The organism is Ekhidna sp., from assembly GCF_965212185.1.
Lineage (GTDB): Bacteria > Bacteroidota > Bacteroidia > Cytophagales > Cyclobacteriaceae > Ekhidna.
Genome location: NZ_OZ243102.1, coordinates 3701972 through 3727631, shown reverse-complemented (window position 1 = coordinate 3727631; position 25660 = coordinate 3701972). Strand labels below are relative to the sequence as shown.

At 40.5% G+C, this 25660-nt stretch carries 25 protein-coding genes and 2 tRNA genes; 17 read left to right on the top strand and 10 right to left on the bottom strand.

The window, feature by feature from the left end; all coding sequences use genetic code 11:
* Nucleotides 1-74: 74 nt before the first annotated feature.
* Genes recO through ACOMC3_RS16290 form a run of 4 tightly spaced genes read right to left on the bottom strand, consistent with a single transcriptional unit; the run spans nt 75 to nt 3778 of the window.
* Nucleotides 75-752: a DNA repair protein RecO gene (recO, locus tag ACOMC3_RS16305; protein WP_420316950.1), complete on the bottom strand. Its 678-nt coding sequence runs from the start codon at nt 750-752 to the stop codon at nt 75-77.
* The gene (locus ACOMC3_RS16300; protein ID WP_420316949.1) at nt 752-2920 is read right to left on the bottom strand and encodes a hypothetical protein; all 2169 of its coding nucleotides are present in this window, start codon (nt 2918-2920) and stop codon (nt 752-754) included. The genes recO and ACOMC3_RS16300 overlap by 1 nt, the downstream gene beginning before the upstream one ends.
* Nucleotides 2871-3458: a thymidine kinase gene (locus ACOMC3_RS16295; RefSeq protein ID WP_420316948.1), complete on the bottom strand. Its 588-nt coding sequence runs from the start codon at nt 3456-3458 to the stop codon at nt 2871-2873. The genes ACOMC3_RS16300 and ACOMC3_RS16295 overlap by 50 nt, the downstream gene beginning before the upstream one ends.
* On the bottom strand, nt 3458-3778 hold the full coding sequence (locus tag ACOMC3_RS16290; RefSeq protein ID WP_420316947.1) for a 2Fe-2S iron-sulfur cluster-binding protein: 321 nt from the start codon (nt 3776-3778) through the stop codon (nt 3458-3460). Before ACOMC3_RS16290 ends, ACOMC3_RS16295 begins: the two co-directional genes overlap by 1 nt.
* A 17-nt stretch (nt 3779-3795) precedes the next feature.
* Between ACOMC3_RS16290 and ACOMC3_RS16285 the strand changes: the two genes are divergently transcribed.
* The 12 genes from ACOMC3_RS16285 to ACOMC3_RS16230 all read left to right on the top strand — a co-directional run bounded on the left by ACOMC3_RS16285 (nt 3796) and on the right by ACOMC3_RS16230 (nt 14795).
* Nucleotides 3796-5073, top strand: coding sequence for a hypothetical protein (locus ACOMC3_RS16285; RefSeq protein ID WP_420316946.1), 1278 nt, complete (start codon nt 3796-3798; stop codon nt 5071-5073).
* A gap of 3 nt (nt 5074-5076) precedes the next feature.
* A complete protein-coding gene (locus ACOMC3_RS16280; RefSeq protein ID WP_420316945.1) occupies nt 5077-5628 on the top strand; it encodes an RNA polymerase sigma factor in 552 nt (183 codons plus the stop codon).
* Complete coding sequence (locus ACOMC3_RS16275) at nt 5625-6446, top strand: anti-sigma factor (protein WP_420316944.1); 822 nt, start codon at nt 5625-5627, stop codon at nt 6444-6446. The genes ACOMC3_RS16280 and ACOMC3_RS16275 overlap by 4 nt, the downstream gene beginning before the upstream one ends.
* A gap of 78 nt (nt 6447-6524) precedes the next feature.
* The gene (locus ACOMC3_RS16270) at nt 6525-6770 is read left to right on the top strand and encodes a hypothetical protein (protein WP_420316943.1); all 246 of its coding nucleotides are present in this window, start codon (nt 6525-6527) and stop codon (nt 6768-6770) included.
* A 201-nt stretch (nt 6771-6971) separates the two neighbouring features.
* Nucleotides 6972-8051, top strand: a complete 1080-nt coding sequence (locus tag ACOMC3_RS16265; RefSeq protein WP_420316942.1) for a hypothetical protein — start codon at nt 6972-6974, stop codon at nt 8049-8051.
* A gap of 69 nt (nt 8052-8120) precedes the next feature.
* Nucleotides 8121-9221: an imelysin family protein gene (locus ACOMC3_RS16260; protein ID WP_420316941.1), complete on the top strand. Its 1101-nt coding sequence runs from the start codon at nt 8121-8123 to the stop codon at nt 9219-9221.
* Nucleotides 9218-10606 carry an HTTM domain-containing protein gene (locus ACOMC3_RS16255; RefSeq protein WP_420316940.1) on the top strand — a complete coding sequence of 463 codons (1389 nt, stop codon included), beginning with the start codon at nt 9218-9220 and terminating at the stop codon, nt 10604-10606. The genes ACOMC3_RS16260 and ACOMC3_RS16255 overlap by 4 nt, the downstream gene beginning before the upstream one ends.
* Nucleotides 10603-13005: a TonB-dependent receptor domain-containing protein gene (locus ACOMC3_RS16250; RefSeq protein ID WP_420316939.1), complete on the top strand. Its 2403-nt coding sequence runs from the start codon at nt 10603-10605 to the stop codon at nt 13003-13005. Before ACOMC3_RS16255 ends, ACOMC3_RS16250 begins: the two co-directional genes overlap by 4 nt.
* Nucleotides 13006-13016: 11 nt before the next feature.
* Nucleotides 13017-13484: a hypothetical protein gene (locus ACOMC3_RS16245; protein WP_420316938.1), complete on the top strand. Its 468-nt coding sequence runs from the start codon at nt 13017-13019 to the stop codon at nt 13482-13484.
* 240 nt (nt 13485-13724) lie between these two features.
* The gene (locus tag ACOMC3_RS16240) at nt 13725-13913 is read left to right on the top strand and encodes a hypothetical protein (protein ID WP_420316937.1); all 189 of its coding nucleotides are present in this window, start codon (nt 13725-13727) and stop codon (nt 13911-13913) included.
* A complete protein-coding gene (locus tag ACOMC3_RS16235; RefSeq protein ID WP_420316936.1) occupies nt 13894-14229 on the top strand; it encodes a hypothetical protein in 336 nt (111 codons plus the stop codon). Before ACOMC3_RS16240 ends, ACOMC3_RS16235 begins: the two co-directional genes overlap by 20 nt.
* Before the next feature lie 38 nt (nt 14230-14267).
* Nucleotides 14268-14795 (top strand): ferritin, encoded by a 528-nt coding sequence (locus ACOMC3_RS16230; protein ID WP_420316935.1) that lies wholly within the window; start codon nt 14268-14270, stop codon nt 14793-14795.
* A gap of 29 nt (nt 14796-14824) precedes the next feature.
* Here ACOMC3_RS16230 and ACOMC3_RS16225 read toward each other — a convergent pair whose 3' ends face one another.
* A complete protein-coding gene (locus ACOMC3_RS16225; RefSeq protein WP_420316934.1) occupies nt 14825-15364 on the bottom strand; it encodes an RNA methyltransferase in 540 nt (179 codons plus the stop codon).
* A 56-nt stretch (nt 15365-15420) separates the two neighbouring features.
* On the opposite strand from ACOMC3_RS16225, the gene mutS reads away from it, so the two are divergent.
* From mutS to ACOMC3_RS16210, 3 genes are all read left to right on the top strand, one after another.
* Nucleotides 15421-18027: a DNA mismatch repair protein MutS gene (mutS, locus tag ACOMC3_RS16220; RefSeq protein WP_420316933.1), complete on the top strand. Its 2607-nt coding sequence runs from the start codon at nt 15421-15423 to the stop codon at nt 18025-18027.
* Between the two features lie 75 nt (nt 18028-18102).
* Nucleotides 18103-19206, top strand: coding sequence for a DUF3179 domain-containing (seleno)protein (locus ACOMC3_RS16215; protein WP_420316932.1), 1104 nt, complete (start codon nt 18103-18105; stop codon nt 19204-19206).
* Entirely contained in the window at nt 19206-20120 is a 915-nt protein-coding gene (locus ACOMC3_RS16210; protein WP_420316931.1) for a hypothetical protein, read from the top strand. The genes ACOMC3_RS16215 and ACOMC3_RS16210 overlap by 1 nt, the downstream gene beginning before the upstream one ends.
* Before the next feature lie 35 nt (nt 20121-20155).
* Here the strand turns inward: ACOMC3_RS16210 and ACOMC3_RS16205 are convergent, their stop codons facing one another.
* The gene (locus ACOMC3_RS16205; RefSeq protein ID WP_420316930.1) at nt 20156-20329 is read right to left on the bottom strand and encodes a hypothetical protein; all 174 of its coding nucleotides are present in this window, start codon (nt 20327-20329) and stop codon (nt 20156-20158) included.
* 357 nt (nt 20330-20686) lie between these two features.
* Here ACOMC3_RS16205 and ACOMC3_RS16200 point away from each other — a divergent pair.
* Both ACOMC3_RS16200 and ACOMC3_RS16195 read left to right on the top strand, forming a co-directional pair.
* Nucleotides 20687-20759: transfer RNA gene (locus ACOMC3_RS16200), tRNA-Gly, on the top strand.
* A gap of 167 nt (nt 20760-20926) precedes the next feature.
* Nucleotides 20927-21011, top strand: a tRNA-Leu gene (locus ACOMC3_RS16195).
* A 74-nt stretch (nt 21012-21085) separates the two neighbouring features.
* On the opposite strand, the gene ACOMC3_RS16190 is transcribed toward ACOMC3_RS16195, so the two are convergent.
* The 4 genes from ACOMC3_RS16190 to ACOMC3_RS16175 are packed head-to-tail and all read right to left on the bottom strand — an operon-like array spanning nt 21086 to nt 25540.
* Nucleotides 21086-22483, bottom strand: a complete 1398-nt coding sequence (locus ACOMC3_RS16190) for an APC family permease (protein ID WP_420316929.1) — start codon at nt 22481-22483, stop codon at nt 21086-21088.
* Nucleotides 22480-23835: an NAD-dependent succinate-semialdehyde dehydrogenase gene (locus ACOMC3_RS16185; RefSeq protein ID WP_420316928.1), complete on the bottom strand. Its 1356-nt coding sequence runs from the start codon at nt 23833-23835 to the stop codon at nt 22480-22482. The genes ACOMC3_RS16190 and ACOMC3_RS16185 overlap by 4 nt, the downstream gene beginning before the upstream one ends.
* Nucleotides 23836-23839: 4 nt before the next feature.
* A complete protein-coding gene (locus tag ACOMC3_RS16180) occupies nt 23840-24538 on the bottom strand; it encodes a hypothetical protein (RefSeq protein WP_420316927.1) in 699 nt (232 codons plus the stop codon).
* An 18-nt stretch (nt 24539-24556) separates the two neighbouring features.
* Nucleotides 24557-25540: a C45 family autoproteolytic acyltransferase/hydolase gene (locus ACOMC3_RS16175; protein ID WP_420316926.1), complete on the bottom strand. Its 984-nt coding sequence runs from the start codon at nt 25538-25540 to the stop codon at nt 24557-24559.
* Between the last annotated feature and the right edge of the window lie 120 nt (nt 25541-25660).

Below are 25660 nucleotides of genomic sequence, written 5' to 3'. Positions count from 1 at the left end.
TGATAAAGAATATCAGGATGATTGCTGATTTACTTAGTGGATATAAATGGAAATTTAAAGTCTTTTAAAAAAAGCTAGTTCAATATACTCCTCAAAATCTCCAATGACTTTGGTTTTGGAATATGCGCATGGTGCTGATAATAATTAAGAATAGCATCAAGAATAGCATTTCGTGAGTTTCTGTTCATTTCAATCTTTGTCCCATAATCTTCTTTCATCAAACTCTCCATTCTATGAAACTCTTCTGAAGATGGTGTTGTCTGTTCTGTAGAACTAAATAAATGCTCAATTTCATCCACGGCATAGCCTAAATAAGGACCAACTTTCAATAAAAATTGTAAATGAAAATTGGCAACCCCTTCTTCCAGATAATCAAATTTCTTGATCGATTCTTCTGTGAAACTAAAGAGCTGGGGATTAGGGGACTGCTCTGACTGTAGCAGTTTTGAAAACACCTCCGTCAGAAATAAGGTAACTGCACTTTTTGAGGAGTCCGTATGCAGATGATGTAATGGGTAATTGTTTTTGAATTCTGAAATACGCTGTAAATCACGTGTTTCTTTGACATACATGACCAAATCCAAAATTGAAAATGGCTGAAAGTAACCGATGCTCTTTTTGGATTTTTGACTTCTAATGGAATTGACAATGTAGGATCCGTACCCATACTCCTCCGTGAAAATCCTGACTATGATAGAATTATCACCATATTTCAGGTACCCGAGAACGATTCCTTTAGACTTAACCACCATCAGCGGATCACTGCTATTTTGCCAATGTATGTCTCTTCCCCATCTGAAGAAGCACTGAAAAAAAGATAAACTCCTGTATTTATAGTTCCTCCCCTCATGTCCTGAAGATCCCAGGAGGCGGTACCTCCATTGGCATCAAGTTCTTTCACAAGATTCCCATTTATATCTGTCACTTTTACTTTTGCATTTCTAGCCAGACCTGTTAGTCCAACCAGCCCCAGGTAATCAGGTCGAACAGGATTAGGAAAAATATTGACACTTCGATGATTTCTTGATCCTATAGAAGATGAGCTTCTAAATGAAACCATTCCCTCATCAGTATAGATGAATACTTCTCCATTTCTTCTATTATATGCTAGTTGAATGATCCTGTTAGAAGGCAGTGGGCTGTTCTTTTCATCGAACACCGCTATTTGTTCAGAGGTGTTCTCGTCATATACCCAAATGCCATTGTTGGTACCAAACCAGATCCTGTTTCCACCATCAGTCATCACAGCATTTATTGCTTCATTTTCAAATAAAATCCTGTTTTCAAAAGTAGGCCTAATAGCTTCTGAGTTGAAGAAGATAAAAGAGGCATCTGGAAAAACTGCAGGTCCTCTTGGTGTCGCAACCCAGGCGTTATCATCAACCCCAATATCAATATCAATGAATGATGATGGCAATCCGTCAGCGGTATTAAGTACTTCTACATTTTGATCCAGTGGATCCAAAACAGTAATAAATCCAGAGGAAGAACCAAGCCACCCCAGTCCAGTCTCTGATAAGTCAATTGTTAAAAATTCGTTATCAAAAAGGAGGTCGTTTGAGAATGAGTTCCATTCATTCTCTTCAGAAAAAAGGTGAATTGGGTCTTCATTTTCAAAACTTGAAACCCATAAATTTTCACCGCTTGCAAGTGAGGAAATGACAGTGTCAAGGTCCGGTGAACTATTTGGGATATCTGTCATGATTTCACTAGCGGATTCATCATATAAACCTGCTCCAATCGAAGAAAAGTAGATGTTTCCATTGAATGAGGCAACATCGGAAACATTGTAAAATCCATCAATGGATTTACTTTCCCATGAGCCATTCTTAAAAACAGAGAATTCTAAATGCCTGACAGAACCATCATAAGAGAATGGAGAAGGTGCGTGGAAACCATAAAGGTCATTGTCGATTAATTTGAAGTTTGAGAAGGTATCAGAAACTGGTCCATCTGGTGATAAAATATTTCCATTTTGATCCAATAGTCCTTTGTCAGAATGGGCAAAATATAATAGAGAACCATCGCTAGTAATATCATTGATAGATCCTTCTTCTGACGAAGTTATTATTTCAAATGATGAATTATTTAATTGGTAGATATTGCCACTCATATCAGCTGTTATCAATGATTCTTCTATAGCAAATAGTTTATTCGCAGTTAATGGGAGGTCTATCCCGGTATCATTCCAATCAGTTGAAAATTGTAGTAGATTGGCTTGGAAAGTAGCAAATAGCTCATCACTCACAGCGATAAGGTTTGAATACTCTGAACTCCCAGGATATCTTTCCCAATTACTAAAGTCCAAAAGGTTTTTATTTAACTGACCGGATTGAATGCCTTCACTGGTTCTTATAAATAGCTCATCATCACCCAGGACAATTTCAAGTACCACCACTGATTTTCCACCCTCGCCGATATTCACAAAATTTTCTTTGATCTCAGCAGTTGATGTTTTTACGACCAGGATGCCAATGTCTGTTGCCAGATACGTCCTGTCTGCTCCAAAAGCAATGCCGTTTATTGTCTTATCAATATCTAAATTGGAATTCGCCAGATCTGCTATGGACAGAATCTTTTCTTCAAAAACAAAGTCGATAAATCCTGATCTGTAGCCAATAACAAGGACATTTTGAGACTCATCATATGCCAAAGCTGAAATTCCCGTATCAGATAAGCCATCAATTTTTGAGAGTTTTCGGGTTTCTCCTGTGGTGATAATCCTCGAAAAAAAACCATTTTCGCTAGCACAGAATATCTTTTCTGGTGTGATGGTCAAAAACTTAGCATCCAAATAGCTAAAATGAGTCCTCCAAGTTCCAATAGCAATATCTTGGGCGAATAGACTACAAAACAGGCAGATGAATAAGCTACTTAGTACCCATTGCCTCCTGGAAGCATGATCTGCAAAGTGCTTCATAAATATCCTTTTCACCTAAAACTATTGTTTTGTTGGATTTAGTACGTCTATGGGAATAAGATGCAACATTACCGCATTGCATACAAACTGCATGAACCTTAGTAATAAATTCTGCAATGGCCATTAGAGCATCCATTGGTTTAAACGGTCGTCCCTTAAAATCCATATCTAAACCGGCAACAATTACTCTTTTTCCTTGATAGGCTAGCTGATCCGCAACGCTGACAATTTCATCATCAAAAAATTGAGCCTCATCAATACCTACGACATCACAATTACCTGACCTTAATAAAATGTCATTTGCAAAGTTGACAGGTGTGGAAGGAATACTAGAATCTTTATGAGAAACTATTTTGACTTTATCGTAGCGTTTATCTACTGCAGGCTTGAAAATCTCCACATGCTGATTGGCAAGCATGGCACGATTTAAACGCCTGATAAGCTCTTCAGTTTTACCAGAGAACATCGATCCACAGACCACTTCGATCCATCCTCCACGGCGGAGAGTCCCTTTTCCAATTTGTGGTTCTACAAACATTATTCCGAGTAATTCAAATGTGGCAACTGTGTTTCTTTTGGAACAGCAACTTTTACGTCTCCAGATATTAGAGTCTGACAAGTTAGACGCTCATCTTCTCGCAATTTATTCAATTTAGTATATTGAAGTTCAGGTCTTGTTTTCTCAGAGAGATGTTCCTTCCCGGACAAAATTCTGGCCTTGCAGGTTGTACACCTTCCTTTCTTTCCGCATGCGTGCATCCAGTCAGTGGCTGAAAGCAAAATATCCAGCAAACTTTCCCTTTTATCCTCACAATGAATAGTTTTACTTTGTAGGTTAGCTATAACAACAGTTGGCATCCTTATCACATTAAAGAATGCAAAAGAAACTAAACGAAGACTTTATAGACGGCTATTGCGAGAAATTTGCATCCAAAGTGACTGCAGATTTTTTTCACCGTGGCAAAGATGTAATCACCGGAAAGGAAATACTGAAAGTAACTCCCTCCAAACAGGTCAATTTCTTTGTGATCAAACTGCTGTTTAGGTATTGGCAGGAAGAAACAAAAAAACTTGAAAGCCCATTTTTTAATTATAAACATGATGAGGTGCGTCAGGCAATGATTCAGTTTATGAATGTGCTATCTCAACATATCGAAATACACAAAGAAAAATTTGAGACTTTACTGAATCATGCAGTAAAAGATACTATTTACTTAGCTGCTATGCCTCAGGCATATGTGGAGATAGATTTAGATAGTCGTGGGGTTGAGCTGATCAAGGAGAAATCTGTCGAGGGAACTGTTAAGTATCTGAAGATTCATAAAAAGGAAATACAGAATTTCCTATCTGATATGAAAGGTCTCACGATTGATGATGTAATTGATGAGCTCCCTGAAGAATTTGATGATTTTGATACGACCGATGCGGTAAAAGCAGAATGTGAATTACTGTCTAAGGTTCTTGAAATCAATATTGATAAGGTCTTTTCTGATGATCCTGATATGGATGATTTTGATGAAGATGACCTTTTTGAACCTGGCGAAGAAGACCTTGTTGATGTAAAACCAACAGTAAAGAAAGCATCTGCGGAAGTTCACCAGGAAAGTGAAGGGGTGGAAGTAAGTGTTGAAGATGATGCCATGGCAGAAGAAGACATTGAAGATGATCGAGCTCCGATTGAATCTGAAGGAGAAAAGGAAATTGTCAATGAAAAAGAAGAAGCCATTGAAGCATCTGCTGAAGAAGAAGAAAAGGATACTTCGGAAGATGAACCAGAAGAAGAACCGATAAAGCAGATACGAACTCCAGTGATGCTCGAGGATGAGGAAAAAGAGGATGATTTTCCGGAGGAGACTATCAACAAGCAATTTGAAAAGGAAGAAGAAAGCCTGGCAGAGCATCATGAAAAAGCGCCAAAAGAAGGAAGCTTACTAAGTCTGATATCCCTCAATCATCGATATATGTTTATAAAAGAACTTTTTGTAAACGATAGGGATGATTTTGAAAGAGCACTGATTGAATTGGAAGAATATGACAGCTTTGATGAGTCAGTGGAGTTTCTTGTTCAGGGTTATGCTAAACAAAACGAATGGGATATGCAATCTGACGAAGTGAAGGAATTTTTAAAAGTTCTATTTAGAAGGTTTAGATAGTTAGTGATCCAAAGCCAACAAATCAATCAAGACCAACTGGTCGCTCAATTAAGGGCCAAACAACCTGAAGCGTTTAGTTATCTGTATGATAACTATTCTGCTGCGATTTATGGTGCAATTTCTAGAATCATCAATAATCAGGATGTAGCATCTGAAGTACTACAAGATGCTTTCATGAAATTTTGGGATAAGATTGAACATTACGATCCATCTAAGGGTCGACTCTTCACCTGGATGGTGAATATCAGTCGAAATCTTGCCATCGATAAACTCCGATCAAAAGAAATGAAGAAGTTCGGGAAAACCGACAACATAGAAACTTACGTAGCTGGTATTGAGCGTGACAAACTAAACCATATGCAAGTAGATAGCATTGGTCTAAAAGAAACGCTTACCTCCCTCCGAAATGAAGAACGTTTCATTTTGGAGATGGTGTATTTTAAAGGCTATACCCAATCAGAGATTTCGGATGAATTTGATATTCCTCTCGGCACAGTAAAAACACGCCTGAGGATGGGATTAAAGAATATGAGAAAAGTTTTGCAAGTAGAGTGAACATAGAAGAATACATATCGTCAGGCATACTTGAAGCTTATGTGATGGATCAGCTTTCATCTGCTGAAAGCAAAGAAGTTGAGAAGGCAATTACTGAGTATCCTGAGTTAAAAGTAGAGCTTGAGCTGATCGAACTTTCTATGGAGTCACTTGCATTAGCAACAGCCGCAAAACCTCCCCCAGGAATAAAGGAAAACCTTATGTCTCAGGTTGAGACCGAGACCAAGACCAATAATATGGGTGGAGAACAAGAAGTGCCAGTAATTCCGATGGGTAATCAGCAAAGCGCAAGTGTATGGAGATATGCAGCTGCAGCTTCCGTTTTAATTGCTTTGGGCTCAGCATTCATGGCTTTTAATTATTGGAACAAATGGCGCTCTGCTGAAGAACAGCTTTCAGATTTGATCGCACAAAATCAGCAGTTTGCGGATAATTATAACCAGGTAAATCAGCAATTAGATGATATTCAAAGCGCAGTAGCAATTATGAATAGCTCTTCTTATAAAAGAGTGGTCATGAATGGCACAGATAATTCCCCAGATGCGCAAGCCACGGTCTATTGGAATGAAGCGTCTGAGGATGTATATCTCAGCATTCAAAACCTTAAGGCACTTTCTCAAGATCAGCAATATCAATTATGGGCCATTATTGATGGAAAACCAGTGGACGCTGGGGTGTTTGATCCAGCCAATGATCGTTTCCTTGTTCAAATGAAAAATATAGGCCCAAATGCTGCAGCCTTCGCAGTAACTATAGAGCCTCGTGGAGGAAGTGAAAACCCATCGCTTGAGACAATGCAGGTAGTTGGAAACGTTTAATTAGGCTAGATTTTAATTATTAGGTAATAGCGTATTTCATCTTTTGTTAGTATTGCATTCTCCAAATTTGATTCACGAATGCTCAGCATATTCAGGAAGAAACCAAAAGAAAAGACTCCCCCTCAATTATTAGATATAGATGGTAATCTTATACGGGAAGGAGACGAAGTAATGTCCCATCGTTATGAACTAGGACAATGTATGGTTGAGCTTGAAGGTCTCCAGTTTTTCTATGTTTCTAAAGAGTCAGGTAACAAGGTTAGTTACGTCAAAATGATCGATGCGATTACTGGTCATCAAAAAGTGAAGAAAGTAAGCGAATAATCTTTCGCTATTTTTCAAGTTTAAATATCCTTCAAAAATAGTGAGTCACTAGCACTAGCTATTATTATCACTACTTCTAGTGATAAGAAATTTCCCCATCGATAGCGATTGTATGATTAGTGTGTCAAATTCAATTTTGCATTGTTTAGAATGATTCTAAACAAACAATTCAAACATATTTTTGCAAAACTTAAATACACAATGAGAAACAAACTATTCATACTTACGATCTTAGGTATCGTTATAGGCACAACCAGCTGTGGAGATAGCGACGATCCTACCCCTCAATTATCCATCCCAAGTGAATATGTATCAGCAAACTATGATGCGAATGTAACTGCAGAAAATACGGTTATTATTGAATTAGCAGAGTTAACTGATGCGGTGAATGATGCTGAGACCAACGCTCAATCAAGGGCAGTTTCCGCAATCAATTACCCGACAAGCCTTTCATCTGTTACTATTTCAAGCTATCAGTCCAAAGTATCATCGTGGCTACCAGAGCTTGTCAGCGCTGCAAATGATGACGACACATTTCAGAACCCTGGAACAGGCGCACCGGCTGAGGAAGAAGAGGGAGGTCTTTTAGGAACCAGACTTCTAGACGAATATGGCTTGGAGCTTGAACAAATGGTAGTGAAGGGTTCTTATGGAGCTGCACTTTACAATCATGCATTAACTGTAATTGATGGAGAATTATCGAGTGCTTCAATTGATCAATTGGTTGAGATATTCGGAACCGATCCGACATTCAATGTGGATGAAACAAGTTTCGCTTCTAAGTATGCGAAGCGAAGATCAAACCATACAACCGGTGAGGGATTCTTTTATGAGATAAAGAAGAACCTGATTACTGCAAAAGCTGCAATAGAGGCCGGTGATACATTTAATTCAGAGAGAGATCAAGCACTTGCGGATTTCAAACTGAACTGGGAAAAATCAAATTTTGCGACCGTAATTTTTTATTGCAACGCTAGTAAGACGCTTTTACAAACCGCATCAACAGATGAAGAGAAAGGAAACGCGATGCATGCATATGCTGAAGGAGTTGCTTTTGCACATGGATTTAGAGGAGTAGCGGATAAGCAGATTACCGATGCACAGATTGACGCTATTTTGAAATTACTGTTGGCTCCAGCAGGAGAGACACCTGAGAGTTATAAGTTTCTGAATGATGCCACATTATTGGCAAACTTCGATCAGGTAATCGAGGATATTCAAAATATTTATGGTTTCACTGATGAGGAAGTCACAAGCTTTTTTGTGAATGATCCATCATAAAAAAAATTGAATCAAAGCCCTGTAAGTTTTACAGGGCTTTTTGGACTAAAAAAAACAGACGGAAAAAAAATGAGAAGTAGGTATTTGATTCGGATATTATTTTTTCCAGTGATTCTTACATTAGTAAGTGTAACATCTTGTGGTGATGATGAACCTATTGAAGATGTGAGCTTTGATAGAGGAGCAATGCTAACCAGTCTTGCTGATGGGTTAATTATTCCAAATTTCGAACAACTGCAAGCGAGTGTTGATGACCTTTCAATAGCAGTTTCAAATTTTAACGAGACGACCACACAAGAGAATTTAATTACTCTGAGAGCATCCTGGGTAGAAGCGGTTACTAATTACCAGCATTGCTCTGCGTTTGGTTTTGGACCTGGCAGCTTGCCACTAGGTCCGTTTGCCACTGTGCTTGGTGTTTTCCCTGTAGACGAAACTCAAGTAGAATCAAATATCGAAGATCCAAACTTCAATCTGGCAGCCAGCTTTGATAGAGATGTAAGGGGATTTTTTGCCGTTGAGTATTTAATCTACGGTGATGGCGTATCGGATGAAGAAATCATTTCAGGATTTGATAGTAATAGAAAAGCTTATCTGAAGCTAATTGTAGATGAGTTGCAATCAACTTTCGTCATCATTACGTCAGAATGGAAAAGCACCTATCGCGAAGAATTTATTTCCAGTGAAGGCACCTCTGCCGGGAGTTCTATTTCATTGCTTTACAATGACTTTGTGAAAGATTATGAAAACCTCAAAAACTTTAAGGTAGAGCTTCCAGCCGGGTTGACAGCCGGACAATCAAGTGCCGATCCTACTTTGGTAGAGGCCTATTATAGTGGAATTTCGACCGACTTGATAGAAGCACATTTTGAAAGCTCAAAAAACATATGGTTTGGCCTCTCCAGAGATAATGAAGACCTGATTGGCTTTGAAGAGTATTTGAATGAAGTTGTGGGAGGACCGGAGCTAACCTCTCAGACAAAAACTGCGATTACGGCAATTGAAGAAGCGATTGAAAACTTGCCGGAAGGGGAATTATCTGCTAATGTGGAGGCACAAGAGGTGTTAACGCTCAGGGACTTGCTGCAAGTCAATACCCCCAATTTTAAAAGTTCCATGAGTTCTTTATTGGGCATAAGTATCACCTTTAATTCGGGAGATGGCGATTGAGTTATGTACTATCATATCGATCCATTATTAACTACCTGGAGCAACCGATTTCGATTGCTCCTTTAGTCGTTTTTAGGATAGCCTTCGGATTGCTGATGCTGTTCAGCACCATTCGCTACATGGCAATGGGCTGGGTGGATACGCAGCTGATTAATCCTTCTTTGCATTTTAGTTATTATGGTTTCGATTGGGTAAATCCACTGCCCGGACAATGGATGTATCTTGTCTTTGTCTTGATGACAGTGAGTGCCGTTGCTATCACACTTGGAGCTTTTTACCGATTGGCCACTGCCTTGTTTTTTATGTGCTTCTCCTATGTGGAGTTGATCGATATCACTTACTACCTCAACCACTATTACTTTGTAAGCATTGTCTCGTTCCTGTTAATTTTTGTGCCAGCAAACAGTCTTTTTTCGGTAGACGCAAAACGTAAACCACATATCAAAAGCTACACGGCAAGCTTGTGGACGGTTGGTGTTTTTAAGCTTCAAATCGCCATTGTTTATATCTACGCCGGATTGGCCAAAATCAATTACGATTGGTTGATTAAAGCCCTTCCTCTTTCTATCTGGTTACCTGCAAAAACAAGCATTCCTGTAATTGGATGGATATTTAAATTCAAAGCCACGGCTTATATATTTAGCTGGCTGGGAATGCTTTTCGACACTTTTATTGTGTTTGGGCTCATGTGGAAAAAGACCAGATGGTTATCCTACGCTGCAGTGGTGTTTTTCCATACCGTCACTGGTATCCTTTTTCAAATTGGCATTTTTCCGGTGGTCATGATTTTTGCGGTTACGATCTTTTTCTCAGCTTCTTTTCATGAAAGGTTGCTGAATAAGCTCAGTGTTCTGATAGGAGGCCAACCACTTTTTGTCACTGATTGTGATGATGAGCGAGAAGTCAGCAAAATTCAATCACCTTCTACCGTATTTTACTTTTTTCTTCTCATGTTCTTCACATTTCAGGTGCTATTTCCATGGAGATATTTACTGTATAGCGGCAAGGTTTTCTGGACTGAGGAGGGCTATCGCTTTGCGTGGCGAGTGATGCTAATGGAGAAGGCTGGTACTGCCACATTTTATGTAAAAGACGGACCTGATGGAAGGGAAGGGTCGGTGATCAACAGCCAATTTTTAAACATGCATCAGGAAAAGCAGATGTCCATGCAGCCTGATTTGATTTTGCAGTTTGCACACTATCTGGAGCAACACTTTCTTTCAAAAGGCATGACTGATCCTCAAGTCAGAGTTGAAGCTTATGTGACATTAAATGCCGGTCCTGCTCAACAACTTATCGATTCTAATATTGATCTCACACAAATAGAGGATGGCTGGCGAAAGAAAACATGGGTAAAACCTTATAACGCATCAATGAACCGATGAAGAGGATTTTATACATAACGACACTGATAATTTTTGTGGGCCAGGTTAGCGCACAAACGTATCGTGCGTATGGGAAAGTGTTGACTACAACAGGAGATCCAATTGAAAATGCTACTGTATTTGTTGAGGAGCTTAATGTGAAATCAAATACCAATGGTAAAGGGTATTTTCAGCTAGAATTGCCCGAAGGGTTGCATATTCTTGAAGTATTCAGCATGGGTAGTAATGCGGGAGCTCAGCAGCTAGACCTACGGTCAGATACAGAAATTCAATTTGTACTTTCAGAGTTCTCAGAAGATTTGGAGGAGGTTGAGATCGTAAGTCAGCGTCAAAAAACGAACGGAATTTCCAGGTTACGGGCTGTTGATGGATTTGGTATTTACGAGGCAAAAAAGAATGAGCTAATTGTCATGGATGACTTTGCGGCCAACAAAGTATCCAATAATGCAAGACAGGTTTTCGCGAAAGTGCCTGGATTAAATATCTGGGAAAGTGACTTTGCCGGGTTGCAGCTGGATATAGCCGCCAGAGGCCTAGGACCTAGCCGTACGGCAAATTTCAACACACGCCAGAATGGTTATGATATGAGTGCCGATGCGTTGGGTTATCCTGAGAGCTACTATATGCCGGCAATGCAAGCAGTAGATCGGATTGAAATTGTACGTGGAGCGGCTTCTTTACAATATGGAACCCAGTTCGGCGGCATGCTGAATTTCAGACTAAAACAAGCGCCTGACGTACCTATTCAACTGAATGTGGAGCAAGCAGCTGGTTCATTTGGGCTTTACAACTCTTTTATCAGTGCAGGAGGAACAGTTGGCAAGGCAGATTATTACAGCTACTATCAATACCGTACTGGAGATGGTTGGAGAGAGAACTCAGGATTTGATTCGCATCTGGCATTCTCGAGAATTGGTTTGCAAGCAACAGATAAATTAAAGCTTGGTTTTGAATATTCGTTTCTTGATTACAAAGCTCAGCAACCGGGTGGATTGACAGATGATGACTTTACAAGTGGAGATTTAAGTAAATCTCGAAGAAATAGAAACTGGTTTCAGGTAACCTGGAATTTGTTTGCAAACACGATAGACTACCGTTTTTCAGATCGAACGAAATTAAATATTCGCACTTTTGGACTATTCTCCGGTAGAGATGCATTAGGGAATCTGGAGCAGATTGATCGAATTGATGACCCGAATAGTAATCGAACGCTAATCAGCGATACCTTCAAGAATTTTGGATCAGAGGCTCGTCTGCTTCACTACTATGATGTGTTAGGAAAGCGCTCAGCGCTGCTATTTGGAGCTAGATTTTATAATGGCATGACCGATCGAATGCAAGGGAATGCAAGCAATGCATCAGATGCTGATTTTACATTTTTAAACCCCGAGGACCTGGAAGATTTTGATTATCAGTTTCCAAGTACCAATTACTCATTCTTTATGGAGAATGTGTTTAATGTGACTGACAGATTTAGCATCACTCCTGGTATTAGGGTTGAACACATTCAAACGGATGCAAAGGGTACCTGGAAGCAAACAGTAAAAAACTTTTCAGGAGAAGTGATAACAGAAAACACATTCTCAGATGATAAATCCGTGGTTCGGTCGCGTGCACTCTTTGGATTAGGTCTGAGCTACTACCTAACGAATGATTTAAACATGTATGCGAATTACTCCGATAATTTCCGGTCTGTCACTTTCAGTGACTTACGATTGAATAATCCCAATTTCTTATTGGACAGTCTCATATCGGATGAAAGTGGTTTCAATATTGATTTAGGTATAAGGGGTCAATTAATCAGCTGGCTGAATGTAGACTTAAGCATATTCTACCTCAAGTACAATGATCGTATTGGAGTAGTCCTACCTTCCGGAAGTACGTTGCTATTTAGAACCAATGTAGGAGACTCTAGGCATTTTGGAATTGAAACCTTTGCCGAACTTGATATTCTAAAAATGGTAGGGAAAGAACGTGAAAAAACCGCCCTATCAATCTTTTCCAATCTGTCGCTGATAAACGCTGAATACACAGCATCAGAGGATGCTTCAATCAGGGGTCGTAAGGTCGAATATGTTCCGGAAATGATGCTTCGTTTGGGATTAAATTACTCGTGGAGAGATCTGAAGGCTACTTACCAGTTTTCATATTTGAGCGATCAGTACTCTGACGCTACCAACTCTACTTTCAATCCGAATGCTTTGACAGGATTGATACCCGACTATCATGTTATGGATATCTCGGTGGAGTATGCGCCGGATCCTTATAAAGTTACCTTCGGAGTAAACAATTTGACGAATCAAAAGTATTTTACAAGGAGAGCAGAAAGCTATCCCGGACCGGGAATCATTCCAGCGACGATTAGAAGCTATTATGTCTCCTTGGGGATAAAAATTTAGATTAGAAATTGATGAAAAAAATGAATGTTTTTTTCCTGCTAGGAATGACTATGATTCTTGCATTCCAATGCGCACAAACGAATGCCAGAGAAAAGGAAGTGAAAGAATATCCCATTTTGGAGACCATGGGATACTATCAGCGATTTTCGAATAAGCTTTGGCTGGCTGGAACCAATGAAAACTGGGAGTTGGCTGATTTTTACACCCATGAATTAGAGGAGGTTACAGAGAAGCTCGTGGATGGAAATGTAATTCATGACGATTACAACATTAGCAATCTCTCAGAGGAGATGCTACTACCGAAAATTGAGAAAGTCGAGGAAGCTATCCGAAAGAAAGATCAGGTACTTTTTCTTGAAAATTATTCGCTAATGATTAGCTCCTGCAACCTCTGTCATAAGTCTACCCGACATGATTTCATAAAGATTACTGTACCGAATGACTCCTCTGTCTGGAATCAGGATTTTACAACCAATTAACAGTCACGCTGAACTTCTATTAGAGTATGAAATAAAATCAGCTTGACCAAAAATTTTATGATGGTTTGAGGCCCACCTGCCAGCGCCGGTGTGGCCGTTAGGATGGTGCGGTTGGGCGCCCGAAAAAGATTCGTCGAAACATGACAAAAATCATTTAGAATAATTCTAAATAAGCTTGGAACCTTTCGATTTCAGAACTACGTTTGTATTCTATTTAGAATCTATCTAAATAAGGATTGAATGAGTAGTATCCCTTTACAACAACTTCCGGTTTCTAAGCTCTATGAGGAGCACCTTCAGAATAAGAAAAAGAAGGGAAAGAAATTAAAGAAGGAGTGCTGTTTTAAGTATATGAAGAAAAAGGGAAAGTACTGTAAGTCATGTCCAACTTTACACGCAATGTGCCAGAATGCAGGAAGAGATTTATAAAACAAAAAGCGCTAAAATCGCCCAATGCGAGCTTACAGATTCGTTTTTGCTGACGTTTGATCAGGAAGAAATTCCGTTTAAGCTGTGTGATTTGTATGCATTCCGTAAGACGATCATGTCATTTGACATAGTGGAATTGCTGGATAGTGCTGCGCCGGATGTTGAGGTCGTACACCTTCCTCATTGCGATCGTTTTTTGGTTTTGTCCATCCGGGAGATACTGGAATTTAGAGAGCTTCTAAACGGAACGTTCGATACCTTAGCACTTAATAGCGCGGTTCAGAAGATTTTACGTAAGAACGTATTCAACTTCTGATCTGTTTATTATTTAAGAGCTAAATCAGAATCATAACTATGAAAGATATTTTAAGAAGACATCACGTACTCAAAGATGAGATCGTAGATATCATCAATCGTCAAATCAAAATGGAGGCACATTCATCTGCAGCTTATTTGGCAATGGCAGCATGGTGTGATGTGCGAGGCTATGATAACAGTGCTGAGTTTTTCTTCAACCAATCGGAGGAAGAGCGTAAACATCAGCTAAAACTTTTTCACTACCTGTGTGATATGGAGTGTGATGCTGTGTCTCCTACTGTTGGGGAAAGTCAGCACGATTTTGGAACGCTGAGAGAAGTGTTTGAAAAAGCACTAGAGCATGAAATTGCTGTTTCTGATGCGATTCATGAGATTGTTGGAGAGTGCAGAAAGTACAATGACATTGCAACAGAAGAATTCATGCGTTGGTTTGTGCAGGAACAAATCGAAGAGGAATACATCGCCAGAAGAGCCCTCGAACTATTCGATGTGTTAGGTGAAGATAAAATCGCACTTGGTATGTTCGAAGAACGTATCCTTGAGATTAAATACGAAGAGGGGTAAACCCTAACAGCGTTAGAACTTAAAGCTTCCTATTCAGGAAGCTTTTTTTGTTTACTCACAAAATCCCACAACACTACGCCAATACTTACCGAGATATTCAGTGAATGCTTGGTTCCATATTGAGGAATTTCTAAAACCGTGTCAGCCGTCTCAACTACTTTGTCATTCACTCCAAATACCTCATTACCGAATACAAAAGCATATTTAGCTTCCTTATTTATTTCAAAATCCAGCAATGACACGCTTTCATCTGCCTGTTCCACTGCCACAATCTGATACCCTCCTTTTTTCAGTTCAGAAATGCAATCAGAAATATGCTCGGCGTACTTCCATTCTACAGAATCTTGAGCACCAAGTGCCGTTTTATTAATCTCACGATGAGGGGGCTTGGCGGTAATTCCACATAAGTAGATTTTTTCAATACGAAAAGCGTCAGAGGTACGAAAAGCAGATCCCACATTCATGGCACTACGTACATCATCCAACACTAAAACAGTAGGTGTTTTTTCAGCTTCTTTAAATTCTTCTAGAGATAGTCGGCCCAGCTCGTCGTTCTTAATTTTTCGCATGGATTATTACCATTAATATTGCAAACTAAACCACAAAACTAAACCGATCCATCTGCATGGCAGGCACCAAAACGAAAGCGAAGGAAACCCCGCTGATGAAGCAATACAATCAGATCAAAAGCAAGTACCCAGGTGCGTTGCTGTTGTTCCGTGTGGGTGATTTCTACGAGACGTTTGGTGAAGATGCGGTTAAAGCAAGTAAAGCGCTTGATATTGTGTTAACTAAGCGAGCCAATGGCTCGCAAAAAGAAATGGAATTGGCTGGTTTTCCGCATCATGCGATGGACAATTACTTGCCAAAGTTGGTTCGTGCAGGATATCGGGTAGCCATCTGTGACCAGTTGGAAGATCCAAAATCTGTGAAGGGAATTGTCAAACGTGGAGTGACTGAGTTGGTCACCCCAGGCCTTTCACTCAATGACAATGTACTGGATCAGAGAAAGAATAATTTCCTTGCCTCCGTATATCCCGGCAAAGAAAAATGTGGTGTCTCCTTCCTTGACTTATCTACCGGGGAGTTTATGGTTTCGTCCGGAACTGAAGGTTATGTTGATAAACTCATACGCGGATTTCAGCCTTCAGAGATTATTTACCCCAAACCAAATCGGGATTGGTATGGAGCCAATTACGGAGATCACTTTTCGTCGTTTGCATTGGAGGAATGGATTTTCAGTAAGGAATACGGATACGAAAAGCTTACTACGCACTTCAATGTCCCTAACCTGAAGGGATATGGTATTGAGGAATTAAGTGAAGGAATATTGGCGGCTGGAGCCATTCTATACTACCTGGATGAAACCGAGCATAAAGAAACGAACCACATTAAATCCATTTCACGGATTGATGAAAACAAATATGTTTGGCTCGATCGTTTCACCATACGAAACCTCGAACTGATCCAGTCCGCTCAACCGGATGGAATCTCGTTGATTGAGACCATTAATCAAACGCTTACACCCATGGGCGGGCGGTTACTTCGTAAGTGGCTGGTTCTACCGCTTAAAAGCAAGGCTGAAATCGATCAACGGTTGGATGTGGTAGAAACACTCACCCAGAATGATGAGCTACACGATGAGCTTCGTGAACATCTTGAAAAGATAGGAGACCTGGAGCGTCTGGTAGGAAAAGTGGCAACCAGCAGAGTGAATCCACGGGAGTTGCTACAGCTAAAGAAAAGTTTACTTCAATTGGGCCCAATCCGTGACCTCATCACTGAGCACAAATCACTCAATGCTTTTTATGATTTATTAAATCCATGTGAAAAGCTGATCGAAAAACTTACCAGCGATCTCAATGATGATGCACCACTCCAGCTTCATCAAGGAGGAGTCATCAAAGAAGGAATTAATGCTGAGTTAGATGAACTTCGAGCGATTTCAACATCTGGCAAAGATTTCCTTTCCGGTATCCGCGATCGGGAAATTGAGCGAACAGGAATAAGCTCATTGAAGATCGCTTATAACAAGGTTTTTGGCTATTACCTGGAAGTATCCAATGTACACAAAGAAAAAGTGCCGGAAGAGTGGATTCGTAAGCAAACCTTAGTCAATGCAGAACGATACATCACGGAAGAACTCAAACAATATGAGGAAAAGATTTTAACCGCAGAATCTCAGATAGGTGTGCTGGAACACAGGCTGTATGCCGAACTAGTGGTCTTTGCGCACTCGTACATTGATGCCATTCAGCAAAATGCAAAAGTTGTAGCGCAACTTGATTGCTTGGCTTGCTTTGCTCAGCAAGCGCAATCTTATAGTTACTGTCGCCCGAATATCTCTGAGGAAAAATTGATCGACATCAAAGCAGGTCGCCACCCGGTGATTGAGCGAAATCTGGCGGATGGAGATGAATACATCGCCAATGATCTGTACCTGGACAATGAGTCCCAACAAGTGATGATTATCACCGGACCAAATATGGCTGGTAAGTCCGCTTTGTTGAGGCAAACAGCATTAATTACTCTCATGGCTCAAATGGGATCATTTGTGCCAGCAGGCTATGCCAAGATCGGTCTGGTGGATAAAGTCTTCACGAGAGTTGGTGCTTCAGACAATCTTTCAAGGGGTGAGTCCACTTTCATGGTGGAAATGACCGAGACCGCAAGTATTCTGAATAATCTGAGTGATCGTTCACTAGTCTTGATGGATGAGATTGGCCGAGGGACGAGTACCTATGATGGTATTTCCATTGCCTGGTCCATTGTGGAACATTTGCACAATCATCCAAAAGCCAAAGCCAAGACGCTTTTTGCGACGCACTATCATGAATTGAATGAGCTGGCAAAAGATCTACCTCGGGTAAAGAATTTCAATGTTTCTGTTAAAGAACTGGACAACAAGGTGATTTTTATGAGAAAGCTGGTTGAAGGAGGGAGTGAGCACAGCTTTGGTATACATGTAGCTCAAATGGCTGGTATGCCTAATGAGATTGTGATCCGGGCGAACGAGATATTGAAACACCTTGAGAAGGAGAAGCTGACGGATTCAGATCGTCAAAAGTTAGAGGAACTGCCTACGCAACAATTCCAGATGAATTTATTTGAAGCAGACCCGCGCATGGAACAAATGCTGGATATCCTTCGAAAAATTGATGTGAATACCACCTCTCCGGTGGAGGCATTATTAAAGCTCAATGAGCTAAAAAGTATTCTCAAATCAAGCTGATTGTCACACCTGAGACTATCTTCTAGCGAAATAATTCGTTCATTTATGGAGAGGATTGAATGGTCAGCTTAAATAATGAAACGATTTTTCTACATTTTATGTGCTATCAGTCTCAGTTCATGTGGAAGTGATGATAGCGTTCCAATAAATGATTCCCAGTTCAGTGTTGAGGCAAATGGGGTTTTATACGACTCATTTGATGAAAAGGATTTGGTTGTTTACGCAAATAGTCAATCAGGCATTATTACAGTTTTTGAGCGACCAAAGGATGGAGATAGTCTGAGAGATTTCTCCCCTCTAGATGATTTACCATATATCATGACGGATGAATTTGGAACCAAATACGATGTGTTTGGATCATCTTATAGCGAGACTGTTTCAGACCTTCAAAAGGTAGATGGGTTCTTTGGGTTCTGGTTTTCCTTTGCTGCATTTTATCCATTTCCTTCTCTCATTGACGATCCAGCACAGCTATCAACCTTACAGCGAGAAACGTTTACAGATTGGAATGTAGATCCGGAATTCATTATCCGAGGAGCACCTGATGGGGCTATCCCGGCCATTGATAATCCCAAGTTTAAAATCATCACAGATGCTGACAGATTTTTGAATGGCACCTTGGAACTTGCTAATGTTTTTCCTGCAGATGAGCGAATAATTCTATTTAAGCAGGGGAATAGCTACAAAGCATTTCCACATGCCATATTAAACTGGCATGAAATCGTTTTTGAAGATGACTACATGGTGAATTATTGTCCATTAACAGGAACCAGTTTTGTTGTAAATAATGACGGCATTGATTGGAACGTCTCAGGGTTACTCTACAACAATAACCTGATACTGGCTGATGGAACTACAAATAGCAAATGGTCTCAGATTTATCTTGAATGCGTAAATGGGGAGCGTAGGGATGAAACACTTGAACGTATTGAGAGCCAGGAAATGACGTGGGAAGGATTATTAGAATTTGCAGAAAAAAAGCAGGTGGCCTACCTAACAACGGAAACAGGTTTTGCCCGGGATTACACCTTTTATCCTTACGGAAGTTATCGTGAAAATCAGGGGGTCTTTCTATTTGACAATAAATATTCCGATGACCGTGTCCCAAACAAAGAGCTAGTCTATGGAATTATTTCTAATGGTGCAGCCAGAGTTTATAGATTTTCTGATTTTCAGTAATGCGATTTCAACAATCACTCGTATTTCTCTTCTTATGTTCAATGGGATATGCTCAGACTTGTTGTACAGCAACCAGTACTTCGCAAGAATTAATTAACCCTCAGCAACTGGAAAAAGGTACTTTACGCGCTCAGCTTCTTACAGATTACAATGTAATTGACAATATCAGTCTGAACTCAAATACATCCAGAAGCCAAACCATCGAGCGTGCCATTTTTTCTATTACTAGCCAGATGGAATATTCCTTATCACAAAGATGGTCACTTGGATTCTCACTTCCCTATCAAATAAATACAGAGGAAACCTCATTAGTAAGATTACAGGCCCGAGGTATTGGTGACCTGGTATCATTTGTAAAAATGTCGGATAGCCTGTCACAAAGTTGGCGCTACTCTTTAGGTATTGGAGTAAAAGTTCCAACCGGCGAAACAACCAATACAAGTGAAGGAATAATCATGCCGCCTACCCTTCAAAATGGAACTGGTTCTACAGACATGATTTTTTTTGTAGCTGTTTCAGGCTCACCCTTTGACAATCCTAACTCAATAGTTAATGTCTTACTTCGGTACAGAAAAAATGGAAATTCCGATGGATTGGCTGCTCATCGGGTTTTTAAGTTTGGCAATGAGTATGAGCTCTTTTTAGCTTATCAAAATCAGCTATTTATTTTCAGTCGGTTTATTGGGTATTCAGTCGGAGTTCGGACAATCGTTGCTGAGAAAAACAATATCAATCATCTGGAGGATGCGAATAGTGGAGGATATTGGCTCGCATTGGCACCACAAATCACCTATCCGATATCGCCTAAGGTGGGTGCTACTCTAGGTACACAAGTACCACTATTTTTTGATCTGAATGGTCTTCAATTAGTAACACGGATGAGATTAAATCTCGGTATCACCGCATTGTTTTGAGTTGGGGATAGTTGAATCCCCTTTTAATTGGATGCCTATGCCACTGCAAGCATATTGCTTTGCATATTGTCAGCATGGATGATCAGACAGTTTACGTACTGAAGTTTAGATTCCAATTCAGCATCTCTTCTTTTTTCCAAAATTCTTACTAGGTGCTTTCTGATTTTAATCGCACATTCTAGCGTCATATCGATCTCTTCGTTAAACATGTCTTTCTTATTTTAATGTTGTTATTAATGTTGTCTATTTCAGACATTACAAAGATGACCACCCATTGACCTCCTTTTCCTTGTGAAAAATCTCATTATTATTCTACGCAAAATTACTAGTGACTTTTTGCAGGATTTGGGAGTTCGATCAAAGAAGGAGTTTGATCGATTCTAAAGTGCTCATTGATCGAAAGGATTTGTATTTGTTGAATATGTTTTAGTAAAATCTATTGATGTTTTTTCCAAATAATTTGATTTTGGTCATATTATCAAGCGGATGCAATTTTGTTAATGATATAGTTGCAATTATTATAGCTTAATATAAATTTGCAGTCCTTTTCAAAGGAAGTAGGATAAGCGAGAGTAGCTCAGCTGGTAGAGCACAACCTTGCCAAGGTTGGGGTCGCGGGTTCGAATCCCGTCTCCCGCTCAAGAGTTAAATTTTGGAAAAGGCTGATTGTTTCAATTTGAACTATCAACCTTGACCAAGGTTGGGGTCGCGGACGGTCCGCCGCAGCGGTTCGAATCCCGTCTCCCGCTCAAGGACACACAATGTCATGCCGCACTTGATGCGGCATATTTTTTTGTGGACACCATGCCTCGGTGGTGGAATTGGTAGACACGCAGGACTTAAAATCCTGTGGGCATTGCGCCCGTGCGGGTTCAAGTCCCGCCCGAGGTACTAAAGCCCTGATAACGAATGTTGTCAGGGCTTTTTTGTTTTTCAGGGTATAATATTCTTCTTCAAGGCCATTCTCACTCCAAGTGTGCATTCATTTTATCTCTCATTCCCTCGCTTCCATACATGCGCTTTGCTAAGAAAAACAATAGCAAACCAATAAAGAGCCAGCCGCATACAATAGACCATTCGATGGCATTCAGTGCCGAAGCATTGCCGGGTAGATATAAATAAACAAGAACTAAACTGGATAGTATGGCAAGCATTCCAACCCACTTTCCAAGGATTACTTTAAATGGTCGAGTCATATGTGGTTCATTCTTTCTTAGTTGATAAAAAGAAAGAGCTACCAGACTCCAGGAGATTACAATCCCTAAACCACCAGCATTTACTAACCACCCCATAGCTTCTTTTCCAAAAAAAGTAGCCAGTATGGAAGTACATGTAACGAACACGATAGCTGTATCTGGGGATTTGAATTTTGGATGTAAGCGTGCAAATGCTTTCGGTAGCATTCCGGAGTGTCCCATCGCATAGATGGCACGTGTGGCGCCTACAAAAAAGCTATTCCAACTGGTAATTATACCTGCCAAACCTGCCAGAATTAATAATTTTTTAGCCCACTCACCCGCATAAATTTTTTGCATAGCCTCAGCAGGAGCGAGTGTGTTGCCCGCTAATTCACCGGCGGTAAGTGTCGTTCCCACACTGTAGATAATAGCTGTGTACCAACCAACAGCGAGAAGAACAGAAAGAATAAGGATCTTACCAATTTGCTTAAAGGGTAAATTGATTTCTTCAGCTGCTTGTGGGATTACATCAAAACCAACAAACATAAAAGGTGTCATGACCAGCACTGTCAATAAACCAGTGGAAATATTATCCATATCCCACACCTCATGTGTTGTAGCAGGCACGTTTGGTGAAAACAAACTGCCGAGGATCAACATAAGACCGGCGATAAGTATAAAGAGTGTGAAGACAGTTTGAATAAACGCTGCTGACTTTACCCCATAAAAATTGATTATTCCAATGAGCACAGCTCCCACCACACCTATAACGATCCAGTTCGGATATATGGGATTGTTCCGTATTGACCAAAGCGGATCACCTTGAGAAAGGTCTATGATGTTTCCCATTACTACCGGAAGAGCTACGGCCTCAAATGCGCAAACAGATACATAACCAAGAATGATAAACCAGGTGCAAAAAAAAGAGGCATTAAGACCAAGTCCACGGAAGCTAAAAACGTGTTCACCACCTACTTTGGGCATTGCAGAAGTAAGCTCAGAATAGGTGAGGCCTACGAGCGCAACTACCAGCCCACCGATGAAGAAGGCGGATATAGCTCCTATTACTCCCGCATTGAGAATCCATTCGCTTGTAAGAACGACCCAGCCCCATCCGATCATCGCACCAAAGGAAAGGGTGAAAATGTCCCATTTACCTAAGACCCGATTGAAATTGGAGCTCATTTCACATAAATCGTTTTCCGATTCATAAACTCCATCATACCGTCCTTGGCTAGCTCCCGACCATAACCGGATCGTTTAGTGCCCCCAAAAGGTAGACGTGGATCTGATTTTACCAGCTCGTTTATGAAGTATGCTCCATCGCTCACTTTGTCTGACATTGCCAAAGCTTTTTCAATATTGGTTGTGCAAACTGTTACTCCCAGACCATATTTCGACTGCTCTGAAAGCGCAAATGCTTCTTCTATGTCTTTTGCCTTGATCATAGCTGCCAATGGACCAAAGGTTTCTTCGTCAAAGGCGGGCATTCCGGGGGTCACATTCCCTAGCACAGTTGGTTCATGAAAGCACTCCTTCTGGTTCCCTCCAACGAGTAATTCAGCTCCGGCCTCAATGGATTTTTTGACCTGCGCCTGCAGTTGATCAGCCAGATCTTTTCTGGCTAGTGTGCCGATTTTCGTTTCCTCGTTCATGGTGTCTCCTGCATTCAACTTTTTCACCTCTTCGGTAAATTTCGAAACGAATTCATCATACACATTACCTACTAAAATGAAGCGTTTTGCTGCAATGCAGCTTTGGCCACAATTCATCATGCGTGCGGTGATGGCTGTTTTTACCGCTTTATCAATATCTGCATCTTCCCACACAATGAAGGCATTGTTTCCACCTAACTCCATTAAGGATTTCTTGAGGTACTTCCCGGCAAGCGCTGCAACAGCGGATCCTGCTCGTTCACTTCCTGTTAGAGTTACTGCTTTTATGGCATCATGGGCAATGATGTTTTCCGTTTGATCATGATGTACGATTAAGTTTTGAAAAACACCTTCAGGAAATCCAGCCTTTTTAAATACTCCTGCTATTTGTTCTGCGCATCCAAAGACGTTTGGCGCATGCTTCAACATGCCTGTATTTCCTGCCATTAAAGTAGGAGCAGCAAATCGGAACACTTGCCAAAATGGAAAATTCCATGGCATCACGGCGAATACACATCCAATGGGCTCGTGTTTCACAAGGCTCTTTTGAGCATCTGTTTTGATGGTCTCATCAGCAAGAAATTCTGCAGTGTTTTCAGCATAATAATCACATACCCATGCACACTTGTTCACTTCGCCTCTTGATTCTGAAATGGGCTTGCCCATCTCCAGGGTAATCATTTTGGCATATTCTTCTACATTGTCACGGAGTACCTGACCAGCTTTGGACATGAGCTTAGCCCTTTCAGCTATGGGCACATGTCTCCAACTTTCGAACGCCGCTTGAGCCTTCTCAAGCATGGCTTGAGTCTGTTCTTTCGTATGTGAAGTGTATTTTCCTACTTGCTCCCCGTTGTAGGGATTGATGCTCGTAAATTCCATTTTGTTAGTTTAATTGTCCGTCTGAAAACGCGGTAGATTCATAACTTTTAACTCCTTTCAATTGATCCACCCAATTCCAGGAAGTATGTATGGTGATCGTATTGGATCGATCTTCCGGATTGAACCCTTCTTCTTCCAGCTTCCAAATAATATGCGCTGATTCTTCAAACTTATTGGAGGCGATTTGTTCATCAAAAAGCCGATAGATAATGTTGTGATTATCCATTCCATCATTCAGCAATCGAGCGATAAAAGAGGGGGTTAATGTTTTGAGATTGACGTCTGAAACATTATTCTGAGAGATGATCTTCAGTTTTATTTTCACAATATCCGGTTCTGAAAACCTCTTGGGAAATCCCCAATAAAGCATGCAGCAGACATTAAAAAGCTCCTTGTGATAGGTGAGATCCGAATATTCTTCCCATATCCGATCATCCTGAAGTTCATCCACCAGGTTTTGTCGCTGACCCTTATTCAATCGGTCACCGAATCTAAATTCCATCACCTTATCAGAGGCTTCCTCTACATCAAAATCAGATAAAGCCATGCCTGCCATTTCCTTCAGCTCTTCCGATGCAATCGATTCTGCATCATCAAAGTCAAGATGATTTAACAACCCGACCAAGTCACTTGCGGTCCACGCATTCGGCAGCTCATGCACCTCCTTCATTTCGAGAAGCTCCACTTGATATTTGTTTTTCATATTTCAGAATTTTAGACCTCAAGCTTCCTTAAGCTGATCCTCTGTTTCAAATTTGACTGTTTTGACTCCTTCAGTAAAGTCATCGAATGACTGGAATAAACTATCATTTGGCCAATGCATTTGAACCATTCCATCAAGCGGCCGATACACCGCAGTATAAAGTGTGCCTAAGCCTCCTGAAAAAGTTGGATTATGCAATGGTGGCTTCAAGAAGGAGTTTGTTAGTGTTGCTCCATTCACTCCTTTGGATAGAATGTTTTTCAAAAATGCTGATCGCTCGGCAGTCTGAGTGAAGCTCGCATTTTCTGCCCACTCAATTGCTCCTTGATGATTGGTAGCAAAAGGATCATCCGTAACTACTGCACTTTTATCTGGCGCTATTTCGATTGTTTTAACCGACCCACTCTTATCTGTTACTGTCACATTATAAGACATATGAGAAGGAACACGAAGCAATGTGTCAATTGCTTCTTCCACATTAGAGCAAAATTCTAACACATAGCGCAATATGAATGGGATGCCAAACCCAAATCCTATAGCTTCTCGTCCCCCGAAAGTAAGAGAAACCGCTAATCCGTCTTCATTCATTCCATCTAAAACGCCCATCAGGCAGTCGCTATTGGCAATCACTTTCTTACCATTCCATTCGGTCATGAGCAACAAGCCTTCAAATCGATCGGGATGATAATCATAATTACGAACCAATTGAATCAGTCCCTTGGTAGTGACCGCTTGAGAGCAAGCACTATTATAAACCGGAGGTTGAAACCCTGTCAAAAAATTAATAGCTTCATCATCTGCTCGAACTAAACGGCACAAATGATCATGTGTATCCAGCATTTCAGGCATGTATTTTCCTAGCATGGCAACAGAGATGCTTGCATCTGCTATTGCGTCACTAGACTTTAACCATGCTCTATATGCAGGCCATCTTTCATTGAACAGCTTTTGCCATTTAAAATCTGCTATTGGTTCCTTTATGGACGAGAATTTGAGTTTCATACTTTTATCAATTCCAACCGAACTGACCTATTTTAAGATGTATCATAATAGCAAATTATACTTATTAGTTCAAGCGAACTGCCCTAATTTATTTGTATTTGTGTCTGAGCATTATTGATC

What these genes read in the sequence shown, in the direction of transcription:
- ACOMC3_RS16285 (WP_420316946.1), top strand. Translation starts at nt 3,796, where the DNA reads ATGCAAAAGAAACTAAACGAAGACTTTATAGACGGCTATTGCGAGAAA.
- ACOMC3_RS16235 (WP_420316936.1), top strand. Translation starts at nt 13,894, where the DNA reads ATGCAGGAAGAGATTTATAAAACAAAAAGCGCTAAAATCGCCCAATGC.
- ACOMC3_RS16210 (WP_420316931.1), top strand. Translation starts at nt 19,206, where the DNA reads ATGCGATTTCAACAATCACTCGTATTTCTCTTCTTATGTTCAATGGGA.
- ACOMC3_RS16180 (WP_420316927.1), bottom strand. Translation starts at nt 24,538, where the DNA reads ATGAAAAACAAATATCAAGTGGAGCTTCTCGAAATGAAGGAGGTGCAT.
- ACOMC3_RS16250 (WP_420316939.1), top strand. Translation starts at nt 10,603, where the DNA reads ATGAAGAGGATTTTATACATAACGACACTGATAATTTTTGTGGGCCAG.
- recO (WP_420316950.1), bottom strand. Translation starts at nt 752, where the DNA reads ATGGTGGTTAAGTCTAAAGGAATCGTTCTCGGGTACCTGAAATATGGT.
- ACOMC3_RS16205 (WP_420316930.1), bottom strand. Translation starts at nt 20,329, where the DNA reads ATGTTTAACGAAGAGATCGATATGACGCTAGAATGTGCGATTAAAATC.
- ACOMC3_RS16245 (WP_420316938.1), top strand. Translation starts at nt 13,017, where the DNA reads ATGAAAAAAATGAATGTTTTTTTCCTGCTAGGAATGACTATGATTCTT.
- ACOMC3_RS16190 (WP_420316929.1), bottom strand. Translation starts at nt 22,483, where the DNA reads ATGAGCTCCAATTTCAATCGGGTCTTAGGTAAATGGGACATTTTCACC.
- ACOMC3_RS16270 (WP_420316943.1), top strand. Translation starts at nt 6,525, where the DNA reads ATGCTCAGCATATTCAGGAAGAAACCAAAAGAAAAGACTCCCCCTCAA.
- ACOMC3_RS16295 (WP_420316948.1), bottom strand. Translation starts at nt 3,458, where the DNA reads ATGTTTGTAGAACCACAAATTGGAAAAGGGACTCTCCGCCGTGGAGGA.
- ACOMC3_RS16185 (WP_420316928.1), bottom strand. Translation starts at nt 23,835, where the DNA reads ATGGAATTTACGAGCATCAATCCCTACAACGGGGAGCAAGTAGGAAAA.
- ACOMC3_RS16300 (WP_420316949.1), bottom strand. Translation starts at nt 2,920, where the DNA reads ATGAAGCACTTTGCAGATCATGCTTCCAGGAGGCAATGGGTACTAAGT.
- ACOMC3_RS16225 (WP_420316934.1), bottom strand. Translation starts at nt 15,364, where the DNA reads ATGCGAAAAATTAAGAACGACGAGCTGGGCCGACTATCTCTAGAAGAA.
- ACOMC3_RS16240 (WP_420316937.1), top strand. Translation starts at nt 13,725, where the DNA reads ATGAGTAGTATCCCTTTACAACAACTTCCGGTTTCTAAGCTCTATGAG.
- ACOMC3_RS16230 (WP_420316935.1), top strand. Translation starts at nt 14,268, where the DNA reads ATGAAAGATATTTTAAGAAGACATCACGTACTCAAAGATGAGATCGTA.
- ACOMC3_RS16265 (WP_420316942.1), top strand. Translation starts at nt 6,972, where the DNA reads ATGAGAAACAAACTATTCATACTTACGATCTTAGGTATCGTTATAGGC.
- ACOMC3_RS16260 (WP_420316941.1), top strand. Translation starts at nt 8,121, where the DNA reads ATGAGAAGTAGGTATTTGATTCGGATATTATTTTTTCCAGTGATTCTT.
- ACOMC3_RS16215 (WP_420316932.1), top strand. Translation starts at nt 18,103, where the DNA reads ATGAAACGATTTTTCTACATTTTATGTGCTATCAGTCTCAGTTCATGT.
- ACOMC3_RS16290 (WP_420316947.1), bottom strand. Translation starts at nt 3,778, where the DNA reads ATGCCAACTGTTGTTATAGCTAACCTACAAAGTAAAACTATTCATTGT.
- mutS (WP_420316933.1), top strand. Translation starts at nt 15,421, where the DNA reads ATGGCAGGCACCAAAACGAAAGCGAAGGAAACCCCGCTGATGAAGCAA.
- ACOMC3_RS16175 (WP_420316926.1), bottom strand. Translation starts at nt 25,540, where the DNA reads ATGAAACTCAAATTCTCGTCCATAAAGGAACCAATAGCAGATTTTAAA.